This is a genomic window from Actinomadura latina NBRC 106108 (assembly GCF_001552195.1).
GTDB classification, from domain to species: domain Bacteria; phylum Actinomycetota; class Actinomycetes; order Streptosporangiales; family Streptosporangiaceae; genus Spirillospora; species Spirillospora latina.
Genome location: NZ_BCQS01000047.1, coordinates 1 through 22,664, shown reverse-complemented (window position 1 = coordinate 22,664; position 22,664 = coordinate 1). Strand labels below are relative to the sequence as shown.

Below are 22,664 nucleotides of genomic sequence, written 5' to 3'. Positions count from 1 at the left end.
CCACGTGCCGCCGGCTCCACTGCGCACCAGGTGGCGCGGCATTCTGGACAACTCGTTGATCGCCGTGACAGACGTGCCTAGATTGGCAGGACCACGTCGTTTTTCGCGGGAGGAGCAAGTCTTGTCTCTGCGCACCGAGCCGCCGTTCCGCGGCGACCATGTCGGCAGCCTGCTACGTCCACCCGCGCTGCTGGCCGCCCGGGACGATCACGCCAAGGGCGTCATCGACGACGCCGCGCTGGCCGCGGCGGAAGACGCCGCCATCCGCGACGTGGTCGCCGTGCAGCGGGAGGCGGGGCTGCGGTCGGCGACCGACGGGGAGTTCCGCCGCACGTCCTGGCACATGGACTTCATCTACCGGCTCGGCGGGATCAGCCCCGCGGACGACAAGATCAAGGTGCGGTTCCACAACGAGCAGGGCGACATCGAGTTCAGCACGGCGGCGCTGCGGGTGCACGACAAGGTCCGGCTGGACGAGACGATCTTCGCCGACCACTTCGCGTTCCTGCAGCGCGCGACCGGCGAGGGGGTGACGCCGAAGCTGACGATCCCGTCGCCGAACATGGTGCACTACCGGGGCGGCCCGGCCTCGATCGACCCGAGGGTCTACCCCGACATCGAGGAGTTCTGGTCCGACCTCGCCGCCGCGTACGCCGAGCAGGTGCGGCGGCTCGGCGAGATGGGATGCCGGTACCTGCAGCTGGACGACACCAGCCTCGCCTACCTCAACGACCCGGCGCAGCGCGCCATGATCACCGAGCGGGGCGACGACGCCGAGCACCTGCACCTGCGCTACATCAGGCAGATCAACGCCGCGCTGGCGGGGCGTCCCGAGGGCATGAACGTCACCACGCACATGTGCCGGGGCAACTTCCGCTCGTCCTGGACGGCCGAGGGCGGCTACGACTTCGTCGCCGAGGCGCTGTTCAGCGAGCTGGACGTGAACGGGTTCTTCCTGGAGTACGACGACGCCAGGTCGGGGGGCTTCGAGCCGCTCCGGTTCGTCCCGCCGGGCAAGATGGTCGTGCTCGGGCTGGTCACGACCAAGCGCGGCGAACTGGAGTCCAAGGACGACCTGAAGCGCCGCATCGACGAGGCATCGCGGTTCGTGCCGCTGGAGCAGATCTGCCTGTCGCCGCAGTGCGGGTTCTCCTCGACGGTCGAGGGCAACGTGCTGACCGCCGCGCAGCAGGCGGCCAAGCTGCGCCTCATCGCCGAGACCGCCCAGGAGATCTGGGGGTGACGCGGCGCCCCCGCATCGACGATCTGACCGCCATCGCCGTCCCCGAGCGGCCCGCGCTGTCCCCCGGCGGCACGCAGGCCGTCTACGTGCTGCGCACCTGCGACACGGGCGCCGACCGGAACGCGCGGGCGCTCTGGCGGGTGGACGTGCCGGGCGGCCGGCCCCGGCGGCTGACCCGCGGCCCGTCCGACACCGCGCCCGCCTGGTCGCCGGACGGGACGCGGGTCGCGTTCCTGCGCGCGCAGGACGGCCCGCCGCAGGTGTGGCTGCTCCCGGCCGACGGCGGGGAGCCCGAGCCGCTCACCGGCCTGCCGCTCGGGGCGGGCGCGCCGGTGTGGAGCCCGGACGGCACGCGGATCGCGTTCACCGCCGCCGTGGACCCGGGCGGCGGGGGCCCGGTCGTGGCCGACCGGCTCGACTACCGGGCCGACGGCCTCGGCCTCGTGGGCGGCGTGCGGCGGCACCTGCACGTGGTCGACGTGGCGACCCGGCGGTGCCGGCAGGTCACCGAGGGGGACTGGCACGCCGGCGACCCGTGCTGGTCGCCGGACGGGACGAGGCTGGCGTTCGCCGCCGCGACGGCCCCGGACGCGGACCTGACGTCCCGCACGCCCGTGCACGTCATCGACGTCACGAAGGAGACCGCGTCCCCCCGGGTCGCGGGGCTCCCCGAGGGCTTCGCCGGCGCGGTCGCCTGGACGCCGGACGGCGGATCCCTGCTGGTCGCGGGCATGACCGGGGCGCGGGTGGGCCATACCGCGCTGCTGCGCGTGCCGCTGGACGGCGGGGCGCCCGCGAACCTGTCCGCCCCGCTGGACCGCAACGTCATGACGGGCGGCACGGCGTACCCCGGAGCCTCACCCCAGTTCGGCGGCGACGGGCGCACCGTGCTGTTCTGCGTCCGCGACCGGGGCTGCACGCACGTCTACTCCGTCCCGGTGGAGGGGGAAGAGCCGCGTCCGGTGGTCACCGGTGACGGACGCATCGTGTCCGGCATGTCGGTCGCGGGGGACACGGCCGTGATCGTCCTCGGCACGCCCACCTCGTACGGCGAGATCGTGGCCGTCGATCTCACGACCGGCACGGAGACCGTGCTCACCGAGCACGGCGCGGACGCCGCCGCCGTCCCGTTCGTCCGGGAGGAGCGCGAGTTCACCATCTCGGACGGGACGGTGGTCCAGGGCTGGCTCGTCCGCGACCCCGACGCGGCGGGCCCGCAACCCCTTCTGCTGGACGTGCACGGCGGCCCGCACAACGCGTGGAACGGCGCCGCCGACGACGTGCGCCTCTACCACCAGGAGCTGGCCGCCTCCGGCTGGACGGTGCTGCTGCTCAACCCGCGCGGCAGCGACGGCTACGGCGAGCGGTTCTGGCGGGCCGCCGAGGGCGCGTGGGGCGAGGCCGACGCGGCGGACCTGCTGGAGCCGGTCGACGACCTGGTCGCCGCCGGGATCGCCGACCCGGACCGGCTCGCCGTCACCGGCTACAGCTACGGCGGCTTCATGACCTGCTACCTCACCGGGCGGGACGGCCGGTTCAGGGCGGCGATCGCGGGCGGCGCGGTCACCGATCTGACGAGCTTAGGCGGCACCGCGCACGGGGGCCACGGCCTGAGCGAGTCCGAGCTGGGCGGCCCGTTCTGGACGCGTCCAGAACGGTATGCGGCGATGTCGCCGCTCGCGCGCGTCGACCGGGTGACGGCACCCACGCTGCTCCTGCACGGCGCGGACGACCTGGGCTGCCCCGCCGGCCAGGCCCAGCAGTGGCACACCGCGCTGCGGGAGCGGGGCGTCCCGGCCAGGCTCGTGCTCTACCCGGGCGCCTCGCACCTGTTCGTCATGGACGGGCGGCCGTCCCACCGGATCGACTACAACCGGCGCGTCGTGGAGTGGGCCGAGCGGTACGCGGGCCACGGGGCCGGCACCGCCGGGCCCCGCCGCCCGCCCGTCGACGCGGGGCACTGGCGGCGGCGGCTCGCCGCGCTCGCCGCCCGGTACCGCGTGCCCGGCGCCTCGCTCGGCATCCTGCGGCTGCGGCCCGGCCGCGAGGACGAGCTGGCCGAGGCGGCGTACGGCGTCCTGAACAAGGACACCGGCGTGGAGACCACGACCGACTCGGTGTTCCAGATCGGGTCGATCACCAAGGTCTGGACGGCGACCGTCGTGATGCAGCTCGTGGACGAGGGCCTCCTCGACCTCGACGCACCGGTCATCGAGGTGCTCCCCGAGCTGCGGCTGGCCGACCGCGAGGCCGCCAAGAACGTGACCATGCGGCATCTGCTCACCCACACGAGCGGCATCGACGGCGACGTGTTCACCGACACCGGGCGCGGCGACGACTGCCTGGAGAGGTACACGGCCGTCCTCGCGGACGTGGCGCAGAACCATCCGCTGGGAGCGACCTGGTCCTACTGCAACTCCGGCTTCTCGCTGGCCGGGCGGGTGATCGAGAGGCTGACCGGCCGGACGTGGGACGAGGCGATCCGGGAGCGCATCGTCGAGCCGCTGGGGCTGCGGCGCACGATCACGCTGCCCGAGGAGGCGCTGCTGCACCGCGCCGCCGTCGGGCATGTGAGCGCGGACGGGTCCGAGCCGTCCCGCGCCCCGGTGTGGCAGCTGCCGAGGTCCATCGGCCCCGCCGGGCTGATCGGCGCGTCCGCCGCGGACGTGCTCGCCTTCGCGCGCATGCACCTCACCGGCGGGCGCGCGCCCGACGGGACGCGGCTGCTGAGCGAGGAGGGCACCGCCGCCATGGCCGCCCGGCACGCGGAGCTGCCGGACACCCGCACGCTCGGCGAGTCGTGGGGGCTCGGCTGGATCCGGATGACCTGGGACGGGCGCCCGGTCATCGGGCACGGCGGCTCGACGATCGGGCAGAACGCCTACCTGCACGTGCTGCCGGACGAGGGCCTCGTCGTCGTCCTGCTCACCAACGGCGGCGACACCGAAGGGCTCAGCGAGGCGCTGAACCGGGAGGTCTTCACCGCTCTCGCCGGCGTCGCGCCGGATCCGCCGCTGCGACCGCCCGCCGAACCCGTCGCCGCGGGCTTCGAGCGGCACCTCGGGACCTACGAGCGGGCCGGCTCGCGGCTGGAGGTGCTCCGCGGCGAGGACGGGCCCGTCCTGCGGACGACGGCGACCGGCCCGCTGGCCTCGATGCTGCCCGACAGGGTGCGGGAGTACCCGATGGCGGCGATCGAGGAGGACGTGTTCGCCGTCCGGGAACCCGGTACGGACAACTGGATGGCCGTGACGTTCTACGCCCTCCCGACCGGCGAGCGCTACCTCCACTTCGGCCTGCGCGCCACCCCGAAGACCGGCTGAACCGGCGGCGGCGCGTCCGGTAACGGAACCTGGCCTTTCGGTTAATGGTGGGTGAAGTAATCTCCCTGAGCGGGGATCGCGCCCGGCGGGCGGCAGTAGGCTCGCGGCGGCCCCCGCGCAGGGCGGGAGCGGGGCTGGAGAGGAACCGGACCGTTGAGCGTGATCAATGTCGGGCAGGCCGTCGTCCTCGGGATCGTGGAGGGCCTGACCGAGTTCCTCCCGGTGTCCTCGACCGGGCACCTGAAGATCACCGAGGGCCTGATGGGCATCCCGGTGGACGACAAGGCCGTCGTCGGGTTCACCGCCGTGATCCAGGTCGGCGCGATCGCGGCCGTGCTGGTGTACTTCTTCCGGGACATCGTCCGGATCGTCGGCGCGTGGGGGCGCGGGATCGCCGACCCGTCGCAGCGATACCACCACGACTACAAGTTCGCCTGGTGGGTGATCTACGCGACCGTCCCCGTGGTCATCGTGGGCGTCGCCGCCAAGGACCTCATCGAGGGCCCGCTGGCCTCGCTGTGGGTGGTCGCCGGATCGCTGCTCGCGGGCAGCGTCGTCATGTGGCTCGCCGACCGGTTCGGCCGGCACAAGCGCGGCGAGGACGACACGTCCCTCACCGACGCGATGGTGATCGGGTCGTCGCAGATCCTCGCGATGCTGTTCCCCGGCTTCTCCCGGTCCGGCGCGACGATGTCGGTCGGGCTGATGCTCGGCCTCGACCGCGTCGCCGCGACCCGGCTGTCGTTCTTCCTCGGCATCCCCGCGCTGACCGGCGCCGGCGTCTACGAGCTGCCCACCGCGCTCGGCGCCGGGGTGGACGCGCTGCCGCTCGCCATCGGCACCGCCGTGTCGTTCGCGGTCGCCTACGCGTCCATCGCCTGGCTGCTCCGGTTCGTGGCGCGGCACAGCTTCACGTCGTTCGTGGTCTACCGGGTCATCGTCGGCCTGCTCCTGTTCGGCCTGCTGAGCGCGGGGACGCTGAACGCCTGAGTTCCCCCGGAGGGGAAGGCACAGATGCGAAAGGACTGGGCCGTTGAATGACGCGATGTGGGCCGGAACCGTCTCCATCACCGGGGACGGGGACGCCGAACTGGAGGCATATCTCGCGCGGCCGCTGAGCGACGCCCCGCGCGGCGGCGTGGTGCTGATCCACCACCTGCCCGGGTACGACTCCGGCACGAAGGAGTTCGCCCGCACGTTCGCCGCGCACGGGTACGCCGCGATCGTCCCGAACCTGTACTCGCGCGAGGGCGCGGGCGTCAGCCCCGACGACCAGGCCGCCGCCGTCCGCGCGAAGGGCGGCGTGCCGGACGAGCAGCTCGTCGGCGACGTCGCCGGGGCCGCCGCGCACCTGAACTCGCTGGAGCACGCCAACGGGAAGATCGGCGTGATCGGCCACTGCTCGGGCGGCCGGCACGCGTTCCTCGCGGCCTGCTCCCTGGACCTCGACGCCGCCGTCGACTGCTACGGCGCGTTCGTCGTCAAGGACCCGCCGGCCGACTCCCCGCTGAAGATGGGGTCGCTGCTGTCCAAGGCGCCGGAGCTGTCGTGCCCGCTGCTCGGCCTGTTCGGCGACGACGACCAGTTCCCCGCGCCGGACGAGGTGGCCGTGCTGGACGCGGAGCTGACCAGGCTCGGCAAGGAGCACGAGTTCCACAGCTACGCCGGCGCGGGGCACGCGTTCTTCGCCGTCGAGCGTCCCGCGTTCCGGCCCGCCGCCGCCAAGGACGGCTGGGCGAAGATCTTCGCGTTCTACGGTCGCCACCTGAGCGCCTGAGAGGAGACGCCATGTGCACCTACCAGACCGTGAAGGTGGCGCTGGACGGCGCGGCGAAGGGCGCGAACGGCTGGTTCACGCTCACCGGCGGCGCCGTCTACGTCGACCACCCGTACCACGCGTGCCACGAGCACACGGTGAACATCGACTTCACCAACCCGGGCGACGGCCCGTCCGCGCGCGTCGCCGTCGAGCTGACCGAGGAGGCGGCGCTGGCGCTGGTCGACGCCATCCAGCAGGCCCTGGCCGCGGCGCCGCCCGGCCTCGCGTCCTCGGTAGAGCGCCGGGTTCCCGTTCAGCGGGTGCGCGTGGCGTCGCTGCGGAAGTCGGTGTAGGTGTAGGGGTTGTCGAGGATCTTCGTCTCGGGGATGTCGGGGTTCATGCCGGCCGCCCACGCCTCCTCCCCCATCGACGAGCGCAGGTACTCGACGGTCGCCTCGACCTCGCGGCGCGCGGCGGCGAGGTCGGCGTCGAGCAGGCGGTGGTCGTGCTTGACCACGCGGCCGTCGACCAGGACGGTGTGGACGTCCCCGCGCTGGGCCTGGAACGCGACGTGCCCGTAGGGGTTGAGGACGGGGAACGAAACCGGCGAGTGGTCGTTCTTGATCAGGACGACGTCGGCCTTCTTGCCGGGTGCGAGGCTGCCGAGGTCGTCGCGGCCGAGCGTCCGGGCGCCGCCGCGGGTGGCCCAGTCGACGACCTGGTCGGCGCGCAGGGTGCAGTGGGTGACGGTGTCGCCCCTGCCGTGCGCCTCCAGGTGCATGCGGCAGCGGTCGGCGCCGAGCGTGGTGCGCATGGCGGAGAACAGGTCGCCGCTCCACCAGACGCTCGTGTCCATCGACAGCGACACCGGGATGTCGTGGTTGCGGAGCACCCAGGTGGGCGGGTAGCCCTGCCCGGCGCTCTGCTCGCTCTCGGTCGAGACGGAGATGGACCCGCCGGTGGCGGCGATGCGGTGGTAGGAGTCCGCGGACAGGGACGCGGCGTGCACGTACACGGTCTCGGGCGTCATGAACCCGTGGTCGTGCATCTGCTTGATGCCCTCGTCGCTGGTAGCGCCCCAGACGCCGGCGTGCGTGGTGACGGGCAGGCCGAGTTCGCGGGCGACCTCGAACGCGGGCTTCTCCGGGAAGGAGGGGTCGCCGACGACGTCGAACGCGACCTGGAAGCCGAGCATGTCGCCGCCGGTGAGCTTGCCGGCGAGGGCGCGGAACTCGGGCGTCGCGGTCCATTCGGCGGGCGGCGCCTGGATGTTGCCGTAGGCGAGGACGAACCGTCCGGGCACCGAGCGCAGCGCGTCCACGGCGGCGTCGGCGTGGTCGGGGGTCTGCAGGCCGTGCGACCAGTCGACGACCGTGGTGACGCCGGCGTCGATCGCCTCGATCGCCGCGAGGAGGTTCCCGGCGTGGACGTCCTCGGGCCGGAACCGCTTGCCGTGCTCCAGGTAGTACCAGACGAAGTACTGCGTCAGCGTCCAGTCGGCGCCGTAGCCGCGCATCGCGGTCTGCCACATGTGCCGGTGCGTGTCGATCATGCCGGGCATGACGATGCCGCCGGACGCGTCGATCTCGGCGGTGCCGTCCGGTACCGGGAGGTCCGGCCCGACCGCGCTGATGCGGTCGCCCTCGATGAGGACGTCGGCGCGGTCCAGGACCTCGCGCCCGTCGGTCATCGGCAGCACCATGCCGCCGCGCAGCACCAGGGGACGCCCCGGCTCGAACTCGCTCATCGTCGTTCTCCTCGTCTCGGGATCCGACCGCCGGGAGCAGTCACGGACCGATGTCCGCTGTACGGTCAAACCTGCATGTGGCCACTCTCGTCACCGGTAGTCAAAGTGTCAACCACTTGACCACGGCGGATATGGGCGTGCCACAATCGGATTGACGGACGAGTGTCCGTTGAACGGACGAGCATGCTTCGATCGAGGGAGCCGGATGACTGACGACACCACGCGCGGCGGGCCGCTCTCGGGGGTGCTGGTGGCGGACTTCTCCCGGATCCTGGCCGGCCCCTACGCGACGATGCTGCTGGCCGACCTCGGCGCGGACGTGGTCAAGGTGGAGGGGCCGAACGGCGACGACACCCGCACCTGGACGCCGCCCGCGCGCGGTGACGTCGCGACCTACTACCTCGGCGTCAACCGGGGGAAGCGCTCGATCGCCCTGGACCTGCGGGACGAGAAGGACGCGGCCGCCGGCCGCGAGCTGGCGCGCCGCGCGGACGTCCTGATCGAGAACTTCAAGCCGGGCGGCCTCGCCCGCTTCGGCCTCGACTACGACTCGGTCCGCGCCGCCAACCCCGGCATCGTCTACAGCTCGATCACCGGGTTCGGGTCGGGCGCCGGACGCAAGGTCCCCGGCTACGACCTGATGGTGCAGGCGATCTCCGGGCTGATGAGCCTGACCGGCGACCCGGACGGCCCGCCGTACCGGGCGGGCATCTCGGTGTTCGACGTGATGGCGGGCAACCACGCCGCCATCGGCATCCTGGCGGCGCTGCGGCACCGCGACGCGACCGGCCGGGGCCAGCTCGTCGAGGTGAACCTGCTGTCGTCGGCGCTGACGGGGCTCGTCAACCACAGCTCCGCCTACGTCGCGGGCGACACCGTCCCGTACCGGATGGGCAACGCGCACCCGAGCGTGTTCCCCTACGAGCCGCTGCCGACCGCCGACAACGACCTGATCGTCACGGCGGCGAACGACGGCCAGTTCCGCAGGCTGTGCGAGGTGCTCGGCATCCCGGACGTCCCGGACGACCCGCGCTTCGCGACCAACGCGGGCCGGACCGCCAACCGCGCGGAGCTGCGCCCGATCCTGGTGGAGCGGCTGAAGCTGCGGGGCGCCGTCGAGTGGTTCGAGCTGCTCGTGGACGCGGGCGTGCCGAGCGGCCCGATCAACACGATCGACGGCGGCTTCGCGATGGCCGAGCGCTTCGAGCTGGACCCGGTCGTGGTCGTCGGCGAGGGCGAGCACGCGGTGCCGACGACCCGGCACCCCATCCGCTTCTCCGAGACGCCCGCGACGTACCGGCTGCCGCCGCCGGGTCTGGACGAACACGGCGCCGAGCTGCGTGAATGGCTGTCCGAACCGCAGGAGGACGACCGTGGCTGACACCCCCGAGCACCCGCCCGAGTATCCGACGGCGCTGGGCGCGTCCAGCCGGGAGACGATCACGCTGCTGGGCCACGACCTCGCGCGGGACGTGATGGGCGAGGTCGGTTTCGGCGAGCTGGCGTTCTGGCTGGCCGCGCAGCGGCGGCCCGAGCCCGGCGAGACGCGGGTCTTCGAGGCGGTCCTCGCGGCGCTCGCCGACCACGGCTTCACCCCGACCGCGATCGTCACCCGGCTGACGTACCTGTCGGCGCCCGACTCCGTGCAGGGCGCGCTCGCCGCCGGGCTGCTGGGCGGCGGGTCCCGCTTCCTCGGCGTCACCGAGGACACGGGCCGCTTCCTGCACGACGTCCTGACCTCGGTGGACGGCGACCTGCCGGCCGACGACGCGGGCTGGGACGCGCTGGCGCTGCGGACCGTCCAGCGGGAGCGGGAGGCGAAGCGGTTCGTCCCCGGCCTCGGCCACCACGTGCACAAGGACGGCGACCCGCGCACTCCGCGGCTGATGCAGATCGCTACTGAGGAGGGCCTGTACGGCCCGCACCTGTCGCTGTTCGCCGCGATCGGCCGCATCCACCCCGAGGTGCTCGGCAAGACGCTGCCGCTGAACGGCGCCGGCGTGTGCGGCGCCGCGCTCGCCGACCTCGGCCTCCCGCTGGAGCTGCTGCGCGGGTTCGCGCTGCTCGCCCGCACCGCCGGGCTGATCGGGCAGCTCGCCGAGGAGCTCCGCAACCCCGTCGGCAACGAGATCTTCCTGTCGGTCGACCTCAACAACCGGTCCGTCGCCCCCGACCCCTACACCCCCGGAGACCGTCATGGCTGAACTGGTCGCTGTGATCGCTTCGACCCACCACCCCTTCTACCACCGCGCGAGCACGTCGACGGGCGAGGACCGTCCCGACTTCGCGGACGAGTGGGTCCGCAAGGTCGAGGCGTTCCGCGAGACGCTGACGAAGGCCCGGCCGGACGTCCTGGTGATGGTCGGCTCCGACCACTTCCACCAGCTGTGGCTCGACAACATGCCGCAGTTCCTCATCGGCAAGGCGCCCTTCTACGACGCGAACTGGTACAACGAGGAACGCGAGTTCGGGCTGCCGCGCATGCTGTTCACCGGGCAGGAGGACCTGTCGGAGTACATGCTGCGCGAGGGCCTGGACGCGGGCTTCGACCTGGCGTTCTCCAACGAGCTGCGCATCGACCACTCGATCACGTGCCCGATCATCACGCTGCGCCCGCAGAACGACCTGCCGATCGTCCCCGTCTACACCAACATCTTCGCGCCGCCGCTGCCGCGGCCGAAGCGGTTCGTCCAGCTCGGGAAGACGATCCGGGAGCTCGTCGAGTCGTGGCCCGGGAACCAGCGGGTCGCGGTCATCGGCACCGGGCACCTGTCCCTGGAGCTGGGCGGACCGCGCCAGTTCGGCCCGCACGGGCCCGACCCCGAGTTCGACGCTAAGGCCGTCGAGTGGATCTCGTCCGGCGACATCGAGGGCTGCCTGTCGGAGGTCACCCTCGACAGCCTGCACGCGCCGGGCAACGCCACCCACGGGTTCATGGACTTCATGCTGATGATGGGCGTCGCCGGCGAGGGCCGGAAGGCCGACTACGTCGACACCTACGACCTGTTCCACACGATGGAGGCCTACTTCACCTGGTACCCGAACGGAGCGGGCGAGTGAGCAAGTACCTGCTGAACAAGTTCCTCTACACCGTCGACCGCGACCCCGACCTCGTCGAGCGCTACCGGAACGAGCCGGAGGCGACGGTGGCGTGGTGGGAGGAGGAACAGGCCAACCGCATCATCAACTGCCACGGCGGCGAGTCGTCCACCTGGCTGAAGTTCGGCGACGAGGAGCGCGCCGCGCTCGCCGGGCACGACTACCCGAAGCTGTTCGAGCTGGGCGCGCACCCGTTCCTGACGCTGACGCTGTTCATCGCGATGTTCGAGCGCGACTACGACGAGCCGCTCGGCTTCCAGCTGGAGTACGCGGAGCGGCTCGGGCACTTCGCGCTCCCCTACCCCGACATCGCGACCTGAGCCGATGCGCGCCGCCGAGATCAGGGAATGCGGAGGCCCGCCCGTGGTGGCGGAGCGCAGGCCGCCCGTGCCGGGAAGCGGCGAGGTCCTGGTGGACGTGCTCGCCGCGCCGATCACGCCGCTCGACCTGCTGTGCGCGAGCGGGACGTCCTACTTCGGGAGGCCCGCGACGCCGTACGTGCCGGGCGTCCAGGGCGTCGGGACGTCCGGCGGCCGGACGGTCTGGTTCCCGAGCCCGGCCGGGATGGCGCCGGGCGACGGGAGCATGGCCGAGGTCGCCGCCGTCCCGGAGGCATCGCTCGTGGAGCTGCCGGACGGCGTCGACCCGGTGCAGCTGGCGGCGCTCGGGCTCTCGGCCGTCGCCGCGCACATGGCGCTGACCTGGCGCGGCGAGCTGGCCGCCGGGGAGCAGGTCATCGTGCTCGGCGCGGGCGGGGTCGTCGGGCAGGCCGCCGTGCGGCTCGCCCGGACGGCGGGCGCGCGGCGGATCATCGCCGGCGCCCGGTCGCCGGAGGCGCGGGCGCGGGCCGCGCGGGCCGGGGCGGACGCGGTCGTCGCGCTCGACACCGACGACGTCGGCGCGCTGGCCCGCCGGTTCGCCGACGCCGCCGCCGGGGCCGTGGACCTGGTGCTCGACCCGCTGTTCGGTGCCCCGGCGGCGGCAGCGGCCCGGACGCTGCGCGCCGGTGGGCGGCTCGTCAACCTCGGGAGTTCGGCGGACGAGACGTGCCCGATCGACTCCTCCACGATTCGCGGGAAGTCGCTGCGGCTGCTCGGCTACACGAACAACGAGCTGTCGGCGGAGCAGCGGGCGTCCTCGATCGCGTTCGTCGCGGAACAGGCCGCGTCCGGGAGGCTGGCCGTCGCCCACGAGACCGTGCCCCTGGCGGACGCGGCGGCGGCGTGGCGGCGTCAGGCCGAGGGAACGGCGGCGGGGCGGATCGTCCTCACCCCGCGGTGACCTGCGGGACGGTCTCCAGCCGCGCGAAGTCGGCGCTGATCTCCCCCGCCGTGTGCAGCAGCATCGGCAGGTACTCCTCGAGGAGCTGCTCGACGGGCGTCTCGGCGGCGTGCGTGTTGACGTTGATGCCCGCGATGACCGTGCCCGAGCCGTCCCGCAGCGGCGCCGCGACCGAGCGGATGCCGCGCGCGAGCTGCTCGTCGGTCAGCGCCCAGCCGCGCGCCCGCACCTCGCGCAGCTCCGCGTCCCGCTCGGCCTTGCCGAGCCGGACGCGGGGCTCCAGGCCGGAGCGGGTCGGCTCGGCGAGGATCCGGTCGACCTCGTCCGGGTCGAGCGCGGCGAGCTGCACCTTGCCGAGGGAGGTCTGCAGGGCCGGGAACCGGGTGCCGATCTGCACCGCCAGCGCGACGATTTTGGGGACGGCGACGCGCGCGACGTAGACGATGTCGGACCCGTCGAGCTGCGCGATCGAGCACGACTCGTTCGTCCGGGCGACGAGCCTCTCCATGTGCGGGCGCGCCACGTCCCAGAGCCCCATGGAACGGACGTAGGCGACGCCGAGGTCGAGCACGCGCGGGGTGAGGGCGTAGCCGCCGTCGCCGACCCGCACGTACCCGAGTTCCCGCAGCGTGAGCAGGATGCGGCGGGCGGTCGGCCGGGCCAGCCCGCTGGCCTCCGCGACCTGCGCGAGGGACATCACGGGCCGCCGCGCCTCGAAGGCGGTGATGACGTCGAGGCCCCGGGCCAGCGCCTCGATGAAATCAGGTCCGGTGCCTTCCCGTGGCATCGATCATCCCCTCGCCGGCCGTCCGCGTCACTCGGCTGTTCATCATACGGACGACTGACCGGAGCTCCGCGACCCGGGAGGGCTCAGGGATGGAAGCGGAAGATGGCCTGGAGGACGCAGGCGGGCTTGCCGTGGTTCTCGATCTCGACGACGAGGTCGGCGGTGACCTGGACGCCGCCGTCGATGTCCGCGACGTCCGCGAGGGTGCCGGAGAGGCGGACGCGGGAGCCGGCCGGGACGGGAGCCGGGAAGCGCACCCTGTTCAGGCCGTAGTTGACCTTGGTCGTGACGCCGGTGACGTCGAGCAGCTCCGTCCACAGCGGGATGACCAGCGACAGCGTCAGGTAGCCGTGCGCGATGGGGCCGCCGAAGGGGCCGTCCTTCGCCCGCTCCGGGTCGACGTGGATCCACTGGTGGTCGTCGGTGGCGTCCGCGAACGTGTCGATGCGGGCCTGGTCGACCTCCAGCCAGCGGCCGGTGCCGAGCGAGCCGCCGGCCAGGCTCTTCAGGTCCTCGAACGCGACGGTCGTGCTCATGCCTTCTCCTTGCTTCCCAGGCCGAGGACCCGGACGGCGTTGTCCTTGAGGATCTTGGGACGGACGTGCGGCTTGATCTCCAGCTCGTCGAAGTCCCTCCGCCACCGGTCCGGGGTGATCACCGGGTAGTCGGAGCCGAACAGGACCTTGTCCTGCAGGAGGCCGTTGGCGTACCGGACGAGCTGCGGCGGGAAGTACTTCGGCGACCAGCCCGACAGGTCGATGTAGACGTTCGGCTTGTGCGTGGCCACGGCGAGCGCCTCGTCCTGCCAGGGGAAGGACGGATGCGCCATGATGATCGTCAGGTCGGGGATGTCGACGGCGACGTCGTCCAGCAGCATCGGGTTCGACAGGCCGAGGCGGATGCCGCCGCCGCCCGGCATGCCCGCGCCGATCCCGGTCTGCCCGGTGTGGAACAGCGCCGGGACGCCGTGCTCGGCGGCGACCTCCAGCAGCGGGTAGGCGCTGCGGTCGTTGGGCGCGAAGCCCTGCAGGGACGGGTGGAACTTGATGCCGCGCACGCCGCGTTCCTCGATCAGCCGGCGGAACGTCCGGGCGCCGGCGCGTCCCTTGGCGGGGTCGACGCTCGCGAACGGGATGAGCACGTCGGGGTGCTCGGCGGCCCGGTCGGCGATCTCCTCGTTGGAGAGGGCGGGGTGCCCGGTGGCGTTCTCGATGTCGACGGTGAACACGACCGCGGCCAGGCGCCGCTCCCGGTAGTGGGACGCGATCTCGTCGATCGTGGGGGTCCGGTCGGCGTCCGCGCCGAAGTACTTCGCGGACGCCTCCATGAACTCGTCCGGCAGTGAGAGATGCCCGTGCAGGTCGGACTCCACGTGGACGTGGACGTCGATCGCCTCCAGCGCGTCCAGGTCGAGCCCGCTCACCGGGGCTGCTCCTCGGGCAGGTTCTCCCCCACGCTCTGCTCGTGCTCGGCGAAGATCGCGGGCCAGGCCGCGGCGACGTCGTCGGCGCTCCAGCCGCCGTCCCGGTAGGCGGCGGCGGCCTGGGTCGGATGCGTCCAGAGGGAGAGCCGGTCACCGCCGACGCCGATCGCCTGCCCGGTGATGCCGGCCGCGGCGTCCGAGGCGAGGAACGCCACCAGCCCGGCGGCGTCCTCCGGGGTGCCGAAGGCGAGGGCGCGGCGCGCGAACGGCGGCATCTCCTCACCTCGCCGCATCGCCTCGACGTACGGGGCGAGCGCGGGGATCGTCTCGGTCATCGCGGTCGCCGCGACCGGGACGACCGCGTTCACGGTGACGTTCGCGCGGGCCAGTTCCATCGCCCAGGTGCGGACGAACCCGATGATTCCGGCCTTGGCCGCCGCGTAGTTCGTCTGCCCGAAGTTGCCGCGCTGCCCGGCCGGGGAGCCGACCAGGATGAGCCGCCCGCCGCCGCCCTGCTCGCGGAACCGGCGCGCCGCCGCGCGGGCGCAGGTGAACGTGCCCTTGAGATGCACCTGGACGACGGTGTCGAAGTCGTCGTCGGTCATCTTCCACAGGACCCGGTCGCGCAGGACGCCGGCGTTGGTCACCATCACGTCCAGCCGGCCGAACTCCGCCACCGCCCGTCCGACCAGGGCGTCGGCGGTCTCGGCGAGGCCGACCGCGGCGGGGTGCGCGACGGCCCGTCCGCCCGCGTCGGCGATCTGCTTCGCCGCGGCCTCGGCCGAGGCCGCGTCCGCGTCGTTGACCACGACGGACGCGCCCGCGCGGCCGAGTTCCGCGGCGTAGGCGAGGCCGAGGCCGCGCCCGGCGCCGGTGATCACCGCCACCTTCCCGTTCAGCTCCATTGCCACCCTTCCTGGTCCGGCCTTGTCCCTAGAAGCTAGATTCTCTGATGTCGTGCGTCAATATTTAATCGAATAATCTGGATCGCGGCGGGAAGGCGTCACGGCATGGTGTGATGGCCACCGATCACGACGATGAGGGCGATCACGACGATGAGGGCGACGGGAAGGACGGGCATGACCGCCGAGCAGGACGCGCCCCCGAGCGCCCGGCCGCGCCGGCGCGCGCCGCAGCAGCTGCTGTTCAGCTTCCTCGGATCGCTCGTCCTCGACCGCGGCCACCCGCCGATCAGCTCCCGGGTCTTCCTGCACCTGCTGGACGACCTCGGGGTCGCGGAGGCGGCGGGCCGCGCCACGCTCGCGCGGATGACCCGCAAGGGCCTGCTCGCCCGGGTCCGGGAGGGCCGCACCGCGCGGTTCTCGCTCACCCCGTGGGCCGAGGAGCTGCTGCGCGAGGCGACGCCGCGGGTGCGGTCCGCGCATCCGTTCACCCACCCCGGCGGCGAGTGGACGCTGCTCAGCTACTCCATGCCGGAGAGCCGCCGCGACCTGCGCCACCAGATCCGCGCCCGGCTCATCTGGGCCGGGTTCGGCGGGCTGCGGGACGGGTTGTGGATCGCGCCCGGCCGGGTCGACATCGCCGCGATCTTCGCCGGTCCCGCGTTCGCCGGGCTGGCGGAGCTGGCCGACGCGTTCTACTCCGTCCCGGCGGAGGGCACCGACGTCCCGCGGCTGCTGCACCGGGCGTGGGACGTCGACGCGATCCGCGCCGAGCACGACGCGTTCCTCGCCACCTGGACACCGGACCGGGAGCGGCACGGACGCCCGCTCACCCGGCTGACGCTCCTCGGCGCCGACTGGCTGCAGCTGCTGCGCACCGATCCCGGCCTGCCCGCCGAGCACCTCCCCGGCGGCTGGCCCGCGTCCGCGTCCACCGCCCTGTACCGGGAGCGGTTCGCCGCCCTCGAACCGGACGCGACCGCGCAGCTCCGCAAGCTCCTCGCCGACGACGCCGGGCGCCGCTGAACCCCGCCCCGCACGGACGCGTACCGTCTTTCGTGTCAGCGGAGCCGATAGACCCGAGTGTGCTGCGCAAGAACGCGCACAGCCCGTCCTTCTTCGCCCTCCAGCGGGCCTCCTCCGGGCGCCGGGACCTGGTCGACTTCTGCATCCCGTGCAACCCGTACTTCCCGACGCCGGGCATGTTCTCCCAGCTCGCGGGCTCGCTGGAGGACATCCTGAAGTACTACCCGAGCGACGCCGACACGCTCACCGCGGAGCTGTGCTCGGCGCTCGGGCACAACCCGCAGACGGTCGTGATGGGCAACGGGTCGACCGAGCTCATCACCTGGATCGACCAGCTGCTCGTGCGGGAGTGCGGCAACAAGCTCGGGTCGACGAGCCAGTTCCTGCGGCTGGTCGTCCGGCCGCAGGCCGACGTGCAGCGGCTGCTGATCGGGCTCGGCTCCTACCTGTACGGGGCGGCCGCGGAGAGCCCGCCGGACAACGTCGTGTCGCCCGGCCACGGCTGGGGCGAACCGGCCGGCCACGGCGCCGAGCCGGACGCGGCGGGACGCCTCACCGACCCCCTGCACAGCGGCTCCCGTACCGAGGATTTCCGGGCCGCCATTTAAGGAAAGCCGAAAAAGGGGGATCACCCGGTAAGTCGGCGAGATGATCTGGCGGGCGGGCGCGGTGCACCGTACGTTGGCTGCATTGTTCATCCGGGAGCCGCCCCCCTTTACGGGTGTGCTCCGACGCGTTCGCAGAGAGGCCCGCAATGGAGAATCCGCTTGTCATCGACCCGTCCGGCAGCGATGTCCAGGGGGAGGCCGCGAAACTGCGGACGCGGGGCCCGGTGACGCCCGTGGAACTGCCCGGCGGCGTCGTGGCGTGGGCGGTGACCGGCCAGGAACAGCTCAAGCGGCTGCTGGCCGACCCGCGGGTCTCGAAGGACCCGAATCTGCACTGGACGAAATGGATCGACGGGGAGGTCGGTGAGGAGTGGCCGCTCAGCCTGTGGGTCTCGGTGAAGAACATGTTCACCGCCTACGGCGAGGAGCACCGGCGGCTCCGCAACATCATCTCCCGCGCGTTCACCCCGCGCCGCACCGAGGTGCTCCGGCCGGACGTCGAGCAGATCACCGCCGGCCTCATCGAGGGGCTCGCCGCGTCCCCAGGCGGGCGCGCCGACCTGCGCGAGGCGTTCGCCTACCCGCTGCCGATCGAGGTGATCTGCCGGCTGTTCGGCATCCCCGACGAGACCCGGCCGAGCCTGCGGCGCTGCGTGGACGGCATCTTCAACACGGCGCTGACGCCGGAGGAGGCCCTCGCCAACCAGATGGAGATGTACGGCATCCTGCAGGAGTTCGTCGCGTTCCGGCGCCGCGAGCCCGCCGACGACCTGGCCGGCGTCCTCATCGCCTCCCGCGACGAGGACGGCTCGCAGCTGGGCGAGAACGAGCTGGTCGACACGCTGATCCTGATGATCTCGGCCGGGCACGAGACCACGGTGAACCTGCTCGACCAGGTGATCACCGCGCTGCTGACGCACCCGGAGCAGCGCGCGCTCGTCCGGTCCGGCGAGGTGCCGTGGACGGAGGTGATCGAGGAGGCGCTGCGCTGGCAGGCGCCGGTCGCGAACCTGCCGCTCCGCTACGCGGTAGAGGACATCGACGTGGACGGCGTCACGATCGGGAAGGGCGAGGCGATCCTCGCCGCCTACGCGGCGGCCGGACGCGACCTTTCCCTGCACGGCGACGACGCCGACCTGTTCGACATCACCCGGGCGAGCAAGGAGCACATCTCCTTCGGTCACGGCGTGCACTTCTGCGTGGGTTCGCATCTCGCGCGGATGGAGGCCGAGATCTCGCTGCCCGCCCTCTTCGGCCGCTTCCCCGAGATGGAGTTCGCCGTCGACCCGGCCGAGCTGCGCCCGGTCGAGTCGTTCATCTCCAACGGCCACCGGTCCTTGCCGGTCAAGCTGAATTCCTGAGCCTTTGTCGCGCCTTTCCCCGGCCCGCTTCCGAAAGCCGGGGAAAGGCGCGGCGCCGCCCGGTGAATCGTCAGCCCGCGTCGCGGCGCGCCCTGGCGCGGCGCTTTCCCTCGTGCATCGCCTGGACGCGCGCGATCGGAATCGCACGGCCCTGCTCGATCAGGTCGGCGGGCAGCGCCTGCGGTTCCGGCAGGAGCTCCGACCAGGAATCGCGGCCGGCGAGGACGCCGAGCGCGGTCTTGATCGTGAAGTCGGCGGGGGCCACGCCGTCGAGGTCGTCCCAGGCGACGGGGAACGAGACGGGCGTCCCCGGGCGGATGCGCGGGCTGTAGGCGGCGACCACGGTCGCGCCGCCGGCGCGGGTCGAGTCGAGGAAGACCTTGCCGCCCCGGTCCTCCCGGATGAACGCCGTCGTCGCGAGATCGGGGTCGAGCCGCTCGGCGCGGACGCCGAGCGCGCGCGTGGCGGCGGCGACGTCCTCGGCGGGCGTCCGGCCGTCCAGTGGCACGAACACGTGCACGCCCTTGGCGCCGCTGGTCTTCACCGCGCCTCGCAGCCCGGAGTCGTCCATCGCCCGCCGGACGAGGTGCGCGGCGCGGACGGCGGCGCCGAACGCGTCCGCTCCCGGCGGGTCGATGTCGATGACCAGGTGGACGGGCCGGTCCGGCGCGTCCGCGCGATAGAGCGGCGGGTGGTACTCGACGGCGCGCTGGTTGGCGAACCACAGCAGCGTGCGGCGGTCGTCGCACAGCGCGTAGGACACCTCGCGCCGGGACGTCTCCGCCCACATCCGCACCCTCCGCACCCACTCGGGGGTGTACTTCGGAAGGTTCTTCTGCATGAACGGCTTCTGGCCGCGCAGCACGCGGATCACCGACAGCGGACGCCCGGCGAGCTGCGGGACGATGCGCCCGGCGACGGCGTCCAGATAGTCGACCAGGTCGCGCTTCGTCGCGTCCGCCCCCTCGAACAGGGGCTGGTCCAGGTTGGTCAGCCGGACCCCGTCACGCTCCTCTTCGGCGCTCACCCCACCACCTTGGCACACGCGTCCGACAAGGCGATCGCGGCGCCGTCAGCCGAGCGGGTCCAGGGTCGTGGTCACGCGCGGCTCGTGGCCCGCGTCGCAGGTGTGGGACGCGAGGTGGGCGCCCACTCCCAGCGCGGTGGGGATGAGGCGGTTCGTCCGGAACGCGATGCCCGGGTCGCGCAGCATCGGGTTGGCGCCCGGGATCACCTCCGCGAGCAGCACGAACGTCGGGTCGATGACCTTGGTGACGCCGTCGTCGTCCACGACCTCCACCCAGGCGTGCACGAGGTCGGGCAGGCCGACGAGCCAGCCGATCCGCGTCGTCGCGGGGATGCCCTCCTCGCGGCACAGGCGGGCGATGTAGCGGCTGGCCGAGCCGCAGCTCGCGAACCCTTGCGGGATGAGGGACTCGTCGTTCCGCATCGCCTCGGGGAGCCGCAGCCAGCGCAGCTCCGCGCCGACGAACTCGCGCAGGATCGCGCGCAGCGCGGGTGAGCGCAGCACCGGGCAGTCCCCGACCGTCCGCAGGACGGCGGACAGGGTCAGCGCCGGGCCCGCCGCGCGGGCGGTGGCCGCCGTCCCGGCGTGGACGTTCCGCGCCGCGCCGGCCGGAAGGGCGCGGACCTGGCGGACCCTCCCGCCGTAGGCGCCGGTCCGCGGCCGGGCGAGGGTGTTGCGGGCGCCGGGAGCGCAGCCGTCCGGGGCGCCGCAGGCGACGCGCAGCTCGAACCGGGACATGCGGGGCGCGATGAGGTCCTCGCAGGACGAGCGGGTCCAGCGCAGCGCGGCCGAGACGCCCCGCTCGACCGCCGTGCGCCCGGAGCCGGAGTACAGGGCGAGGTTGAAGAGGTCCCGGGAGTCGAACCGCTCACGGCCGCGTGCGCCGGTGGCCGGGAGCCCGTGCCCGGCGAGGGCGGACAGCGTCTCCTGGTCGCAGGCGAGCGCCGAGGCGGCGCCGGCCCGGTCGACGTCCGGCCGGTGGTGCTCCGGAGGGATGACGAGGATCCCTTGGAGCGTGCGCAGCAGCGGGTGAGCGGCGGCCCGGGCCATCTCAGCGTTTCACGCAGCGGTAGCCGGACGAGCGGTAGCCGGACGGGTCGAGGCGGCGCTGGAGGCGCTCACCGAATGCGGACAGCACGCCCTCGCGGACGTCCATGTACAGCACCTCCGGGTCGCGCAGCACACGAATGGCCTGCACGATGTAGGGGATCTGACTCTCCAGCATGTGTACCACCGACCGGAACCGACGTTGGTGTCGGGTCCGTAGCGGGGCGGCCCATGGCGACGTCCCTTCAGCTCCCGCGCCAACAGTAGCCGCTCATTGGCGTTACGCCTATAAGCGCCTCAGCGGGGACGCCAGGGCGATTCCGGCGACGTGGGACGCGGGTCGGCGGTCACCCGGAGGGCGTAGGTGGGAGCCGGCGCCCGCTCGACGGGACCGAGGTAGGCGTGGCCGGTCAGATGGCACCAGGCGGGGAGGTCGATGGGCGCCGCCGGGTCGCTCGCGATCAGGTGGACGACGGTGCCGGGCGCGAGGCCGGCGAGATGTCCGCGCAACTCCAGCAGGAGGCGCACGCAGGAGCGGTCGCCTCCGTCGATGACCACTGGGTCCGCGCTCACTCCCACACCCCTGGTTCTAGCAGCCCGCCGGGTGAAATATATGGCTTTGTCACCACAAGCCCACCAGCGAGGGCCCGTCGGGGCACCGCGCGGAACGTCGCCGCGACTGGCGCGCGGGCGCGGTGCGGCCGGGCCGCGGCGGGACGAGCGAGCGGAGTCTCAAAAGTGACAAAATGGGACGAAACACGAGTGAACGAGTACGGCGGCGATATGGGCGAGGGACGTCCTAGACTTGACTCTTTCTTTCAGGTTTCGTCCAGGATCGAGGCTTACAGTCGCAGTGAAGTCCCCCCCGTTGTCATCCAGGTGAGGAAACCGACTTTGGGGCGAACCATGGAGCTCGGAGTAGCGCGGGTGGAGATCACGGAGACCTGCGGGACGCTGACGTTCCCCGACGAGGTCGACCTGAGCAACGGCGAGGAGATCCTGGCCCAGGCCGTGCGGCTCCTCGACTCCGGGACACCGGCCCTGATCCTCGATCTCACCGGCTGCGCGTTCTGCGACTCCAACGGGCTGAACGTGATCACCCGTTCGCAGATGCGGGCCAGCGAACTCGGCGTCCCCATGTGGGTGGTGCTGCCGCCGCGCGGCCTCGTCCGCCGGGTGTCGGACGTGGCGGGGCTGCAGCGCCGCGTCGCGATCGCGCCGGACGTGGCGACCGCCCGCGAGGCGCTCGCCGCTCACCGCTAACCGTACGGCTGGCGCTCCAGGACGCGGTCGATCCACGCGTCGGACATGTCGAGCGGCGGGCAGCGCTCGTAGTCGCGCCTTCCCGGCCCCGGGCCATGGGTGCTGGGTGCAGGGCGTCAAAAGGACATTGCTCCCTTGGCGCGGCAGTTCTTTGCGTGATCTTGTGGTGGCGGGGATGGCCGGACGTTGCGGACGGGGCATGGATGTCTGGGACCGAAGCCGGGGGACGGCGCCGACGAGCGGGAGCGGGCACATGCAGGTGAAGCTGGAGGGCGAGCTCGGTCGCATTCCGATTCTGGACGTGGCGCCGGTGGTGGGGTGCGGCCGGTGGCCGGCGAAGGCCGTGGTGGGTGAGACGGTCGAGGTGTCGGCGACGGTGTTCCGGGAGGGGCACGAGATGCTGGGCGCGGCGGTGGTGCTGCGCACGCCGGACGGTGAGGAGCTGCCGGGGCAGCGGATGTCGGAGGTCGGGGTCGGCCTTGACCGGTGGTCGGCGCGGGTGACGCCCACGGAGATGGGGTCGTGGTCGTTCCGGGTGGAGGCGTGGGGCGATCCGATCGCGCACTGGTGGCACGACGCGCAGATCAAGGTGCCGCGCGGCCAGGACGTCGAACTCATGCTCGCGGACGGCGTGGCGCTGTTCACGCGGGCCGGCCGCGAGGTCCCGCCGAAGGGCCGGCGCGTCCTGGCCCGGCTCACCCGTCTCATGTCGGACGAAGACGTGGACGCGCTCGAACGGCTCGCCGCCGCCGGAGACCCCACCGTGCT

The 22,664-nt window shown here is 72.7% G+C and carries 24 protein-coding genes; 15 read left to right on the top strand and 9 right to left on the bottom strand.

Features of this window, described 5'->3' with window-relative positions; translation table 11 throughout:
* The first annotated feature begins 121 nt into the window (after window positions 1-121).
* The 5 genes from AL2_RS34970 to AL2_RS34950 all read left to right on the top strand — a co-directional run bounded on the left by AL2_RS34970 (window position 122) and on the right by AL2_RS34950 (window position 6,678).
* A complete protein-coding gene (locus AL2_RS34970) occupies window positions 122-1,243 on the top strand; it encodes a 5-methyltetrahydropteroyltriglutamate--homocysteine S-methyltransferase (RefSeq protein WP_067641447.1) in 1,122 nt (373 codons plus the stop codon).
* Window positions 1,240-4,566: a serine hydrolase gene (locus AL2_RS39625; protein WP_067641445.1), complete on the top strand. Its 3,327-nt coding sequence runs from the start codon at window positions 1,240-1,242 to the stop codon at window positions 4,564-4,566. The genes AL2_RS34970 and AL2_RS39625 overlap by 4 nt, the downstream gene beginning before the upstream one ends.
* Window positions 4,567-4,725: 159 nt before the next feature.
* Entirely contained in the window at window positions 4,726-5,556 is an 831-nt protein-coding gene (locus AL2_RS34960) for an undecaprenyl-diphosphate phosphatase (protein WP_245667128.1), read from the top strand.
* Window positions 5,557-5,599: 43 nt separating this feature from the next.
* The gene (locus AL2_RS34955; RefSeq protein ID WP_067641441.1) at window positions 5,600-6,343 is read left to right on the top strand and encodes a dienelactone hydrolase family protein; all 744 of its coding nucleotides are present in this window, start codon (window positions 5,600-5,602) and stop codon (window positions 6,341-6,343) included.
* 11 nt (window positions 6,344-6,354) lie between these two features.
* The gene (locus tag AL2_RS34950) at window positions 6,355-6,678 is read left to right on the top strand and encodes a DUF6295 family protein (RefSeq protein ID WP_067641438.1); all 324 of its coding nucleotides are present in this window, start codon (window positions 6,355-6,357) and stop codon (window positions 6,676-6,678) included.
* On the opposite strand, the gene AL2_RS34945 is transcribed toward AL2_RS34950, so the two are convergent.
* Window positions 6,639-8,072 carry an amidohydrolase family protein gene (locus AL2_RS34945; RefSeq protein ID WP_067641436.1) on the bottom strand — a complete coding sequence of 478 codons (1,434 nt, stop codon included), beginning with the start codon at window positions 8,070-8,072 and terminating at the stop codon, window positions 6,639-6,641. The genes AL2_RS34950 and AL2_RS34945 overlap by 40 nt on opposite strands.
* Window positions 8,073-8,277: 205 nt before the next feature.
* Between AL2_RS34945 and AL2_RS34940 the strand changes: the two genes are divergently transcribed.
* From AL2_RS34940 to AL2_RS34920, 5 genes are read left to right on the top strand one after another with little or no spacing between them, the layout of a single operon-like run.
* On the top strand, window positions 8,278-9,453 hold the full coding sequence (locus tag AL2_RS34940) for a CaiB/BaiF CoA transferase family protein (protein ID WP_067641434.1): 1,176 nt from the start codon (window positions 8,278-8,280) through the stop codon (window positions 9,451-9,453).
* Window positions 9,446-10,276, top strand: coding sequence for a citryl-CoA lyase (locus tag AL2_RS34935; RefSeq protein WP_067641432.1), 831 nt, complete (start codon window positions 9,446-9,448; stop codon window positions 10,274-10,276). The genes AL2_RS34940 and AL2_RS34935 overlap by 8 nt, the downstream gene beginning before the upstream one ends.
* A complete protein-coding gene (locus tag AL2_RS34930) occupies window positions 10,269-11,132 on the top strand; it encodes a DODA-type extradiol aromatic ring-opening family dioxygenase (protein ID WP_067641430.1) in 864 nt (287 codons plus the stop codon). The genes AL2_RS34935 and AL2_RS34930 overlap by 8 nt, the downstream gene beginning before the upstream one ends.
* A complete protein-coding gene (locus tag AL2_RS34925; RefSeq protein WP_067641428.1) occupies window positions 11,129-11,491 on the top strand; it encodes a hypothetical protein in 363 nt (120 codons plus the stop codon). Before AL2_RS34930 ends, AL2_RS34925 begins: the two co-directional genes overlap by 4 nt.
* A gap of 4 nt (window positions 11,492-11,495) precedes the next feature.
* The gene (locus AL2_RS34920) at window positions 11,496-12,452 is read left to right on the top strand and encodes a quinone oxidoreductase family protein (protein ID WP_083947229.1); all 957 of its coding nucleotides are present in this window, start codon (window positions 11,496-11,498) and stop codon (window positions 12,450-12,452) included.
* On the opposite strand, the gene AL2_RS34915 is transcribed toward AL2_RS34920, so the two are convergent.
* The 4 genes from AL2_RS34915 to AL2_RS34900 all read right to left on the bottom strand — a co-directional run bounded on the left by AL2_RS34915 (window position 12,439) and on the right by AL2_RS34900 (window position 15,567).
* Window positions 12,439-13,239 carry an IclR family transcriptional regulator domain-containing protein gene (locus AL2_RS34915; RefSeq protein ID WP_067641426.1) on the bottom strand — a complete coding sequence of 267 codons (801 nt, stop codon included), beginning with the start codon at window positions 13,237-13,239 and terminating at the stop codon, window positions 12,439-12,441. The genes AL2_RS34920 and AL2_RS34915 overlap by 14 nt on opposite strands.
* 83 nt (window positions 13,240-13,322) lie before the next feature.
* The gene (locus tag AL2_RS34910; RefSeq protein ID WP_067641424.1) at window positions 13,323-13,775 is read right to left on the bottom strand and encodes a MaoC family dehydratase; all 453 of its coding nucleotides are present in this window, start codon (window positions 13,773-13,775) and stop codon (window positions 13,323-13,325) included.
* A complete protein-coding gene (locus tag AL2_RS34905) occupies window positions 13,772-14,662 on the bottom strand; it encodes an amidohydrolase family protein (RefSeq protein WP_067641422.1) in 891 nt (296 codons plus the stop codon). Before AL2_RS34905 ends, AL2_RS34910 begins: the two co-directional genes overlap by 4 nt.
* Window positions 14,659-15,567 carry an SDR family NAD(P)-dependent oxidoreductase gene (locus AL2_RS34900; RefSeq protein ID WP_067641420.1) on the bottom strand — a complete coding sequence of 303 codons (909 nt, stop codon included), beginning with the start codon at window positions 15,565-15,567 and terminating at the stop codon, window positions 14,659-14,661. Before AL2_RS34900 ends, AL2_RS34905 begins: the two co-directional genes overlap by 4 nt.
* 174 nt (window positions 15,568-15,741) lie before the next feature.
* Between AL2_RS34900 and AL2_RS34895 the strand changes: the two genes are divergently transcribed.
* The 3 genes from AL2_RS34895 to AL2_RS34885 all read left to right on the top strand — a co-directional run bounded on the left by AL2_RS34895 (window position 15,742) and on the right by AL2_RS34885 (window position 18,559).
* Window positions 15,742-16,590 (top strand): PaaX family transcriptional regulator, encoded by an 849-nt coding sequence (locus AL2_RS34895; RefSeq protein WP_067641418.1) that lies wholly within the window; start codon window positions 15,742-15,744, stop codon window positions 16,588-16,590.
* A 59-nt stretch (window positions 16,591-16,649) separates the two neighbouring features.
* Window positions 16,650-17,198, top strand: coding sequence for a hypothetical protein (locus AL2_RS38875; RefSeq protein WP_067641416.1), 549 nt, complete (start codon window positions 16,650-16,652; stop codon window positions 17,196-17,198).
* A 146-nt stretch (window positions 17,199-17,344) separates the two neighbouring features.
* The gene (locus AL2_RS34885) at window positions 17,345-18,559 is read left to right on the top strand and encodes a cytochrome P450 family protein (RefSeq protein WP_067641414.1); all 1,215 of its coding nucleotides are present in this window, start codon (window positions 17,345-17,347) and stop codon (window positions 18,557-18,559) included.
* Between the two features lie 70 nt (window positions 18,560-18,629).
* On the opposite strand, the gene AL2_RS34880 is transcribed toward AL2_RS34885, so the two are convergent.
* From AL2_RS34880 to AL2_RS34870, 4 genes are all read right to left on the bottom strand, one after another.
* Window positions 18,630-19,586 carry a DNA polymerase domain-containing protein gene (locus AL2_RS34880; protein WP_067641412.1) on the bottom strand — a complete coding sequence of 319 codons (957 nt, stop codon included), beginning with the start codon at window positions 19,584-19,586 and terminating at the stop codon, window positions 18,630-18,632.
* Between the two features lie 45 nt (window positions 19,587-19,631).
* On the bottom strand, window positions 19,632-20,636 hold the full coding sequence (locus AL2_RS34875; RefSeq protein ID WP_067641410.1) for a transglutaminase-like domain-containing protein: 1,005 nt from the start codon (window positions 20,634-20,636) through the stop codon (window positions 19,632-19,634).
* A 1-nt stretch (window position 20,637) separates the two neighbouring features.
* On the bottom strand, window positions 20,638-20,811 hold the full coding sequence (locus AL2_RS37905; protein WP_157438567.1) for a hypothetical protein: 174 nt from the start codon (window positions 20,809-20,811) through the stop codon (window positions 20,638-20,640).
* Between the two features lie 119 nt (window positions 20,812-20,930).
* Window positions 20,931-21,206: a sulfurtransferase TusA family protein gene (locus AL2_RS34870; RefSeq protein WP_067641408.1), complete on the bottom strand. Its 276-nt coding sequence runs from the start codon at window positions 21,204-21,206 to the stop codon at window positions 20,931-20,933.
* A 333-nt stretch (window positions 21,207-21,539) separates the two neighbouring features.
* Between AL2_RS34870 and AL2_RS38240 the strand changes: the two genes are divergently transcribed.
* Both AL2_RS38240 and AL2_RS34860 read left to right on the top strand, forming a co-directional pair.
* A complete protein-coding gene (locus tag AL2_RS38240; RefSeq protein WP_067641406.1) occupies window positions 21,540-21,896 on the top strand; it encodes an STAS domain-containing protein in 357 nt (118 codons plus the stop codon).
* Between the two features lie 253 nt (window positions 21,897-22,149).
* On the top strand, window positions 22,150-22,664 hold a 515-nt coding region (locus AL2_RS34860; RefSeq protein ID WP_245667123.1), incomplete at its 3' end, for a maltotransferase domain-containing protein.

Excerpts from the sequence above, each read along its gene's own strand:
- AL2_RS37905 (WP_157438567.1), bottom strand. The coding sequence starts at position 20,811 with ATGCTGGAGAGTCAGATCCCCTACATCGTGCAGGCCATTCGTGTGCTG.
- AL2_RS34920 (WP_083947229.1), top strand. The coding sequence starts at position 11,496 with ATGCGCGCCGCCGAGATCAGGGAATGCGGAGGCCCGCCCGTGGTGGCG.
- AL2_RS34930 (WP_067641430.1), top strand. The coding sequence starts at position 10,269 with ATGGCTGAACTGGTCGCTGTGATCGCTTCGACCCACCACCCCTTCTAC.
- AL2_RS34910 (WP_067641424.1), bottom strand. The coding sequence starts at position 13,775 with ATGAGCACGACCGTCGCGTTCGAGGACCTGAAGAGCCTGGCCGGCGGC.
- AL2_RS34895 (WP_067641418.1), top strand. The coding sequence starts at position 15,742 with ATGACCGCCGAGCAGGACGCGCCCCCGAGCGCCCGGCCGCGCCGGCGC.
- AL2_RS34885 (WP_067641414.1), top strand. The coding sequence starts at position 17,345 with ATGGAGAATCCGCTTGTCATCGACCCGTCCGGCAGCGATGTCCAGGGG.
- AL2_RS34945 (WP_067641436.1), bottom strand. The coding sequence starts at position 8,072 with ATGAGCGAGTTCGAGCCGGGGCGTCCCCTGGTGCTGCGCGGCGGCATG.
- AL2_RS34950 (WP_067641438.1), top strand. The coding sequence starts at position 6,355 with ATGTGCACCTACCAGACCGTGAAGGTGGCGCTGGACGGCGCGGCGAAG.
- AL2_RS38240 (WP_067641406.1), top strand. The coding sequence starts at position 21,540 with ATGGAGCTCGGAGTAGCGCGGGTGGAGATCACGGAGACCTGCGGGACG.
- AL2_RS34900 (WP_067641420.1), bottom strand. The coding sequence starts at position 15,567 with ATGGAGCTGAACGGGAAGGTGGCGGTGATCACCGGCGCCGGGCGCGGC.
- AL2_RS34940 (WP_067641434.1), top strand. The coding sequence starts at position 8,278 with ATGACTGACGACACCACGCGCGGCGGGCCGCTCTCGGGGGTGCTGGTG.
- AL2_RS34875 (WP_067641410.1), bottom strand. The coding sequence starts at position 20,636 with ATGGCCCGGGCCGCCGCTCACCCGCTGCTGCGCACGCTCCAAGGGATC.
- AL2_RS34915 (WP_067641426.1), bottom strand. The coding sequence starts at position 13,239 with ATGCCACGGGAAGGCACCGGACCTGATTTCATCGAGGCGCTGGCCCGG.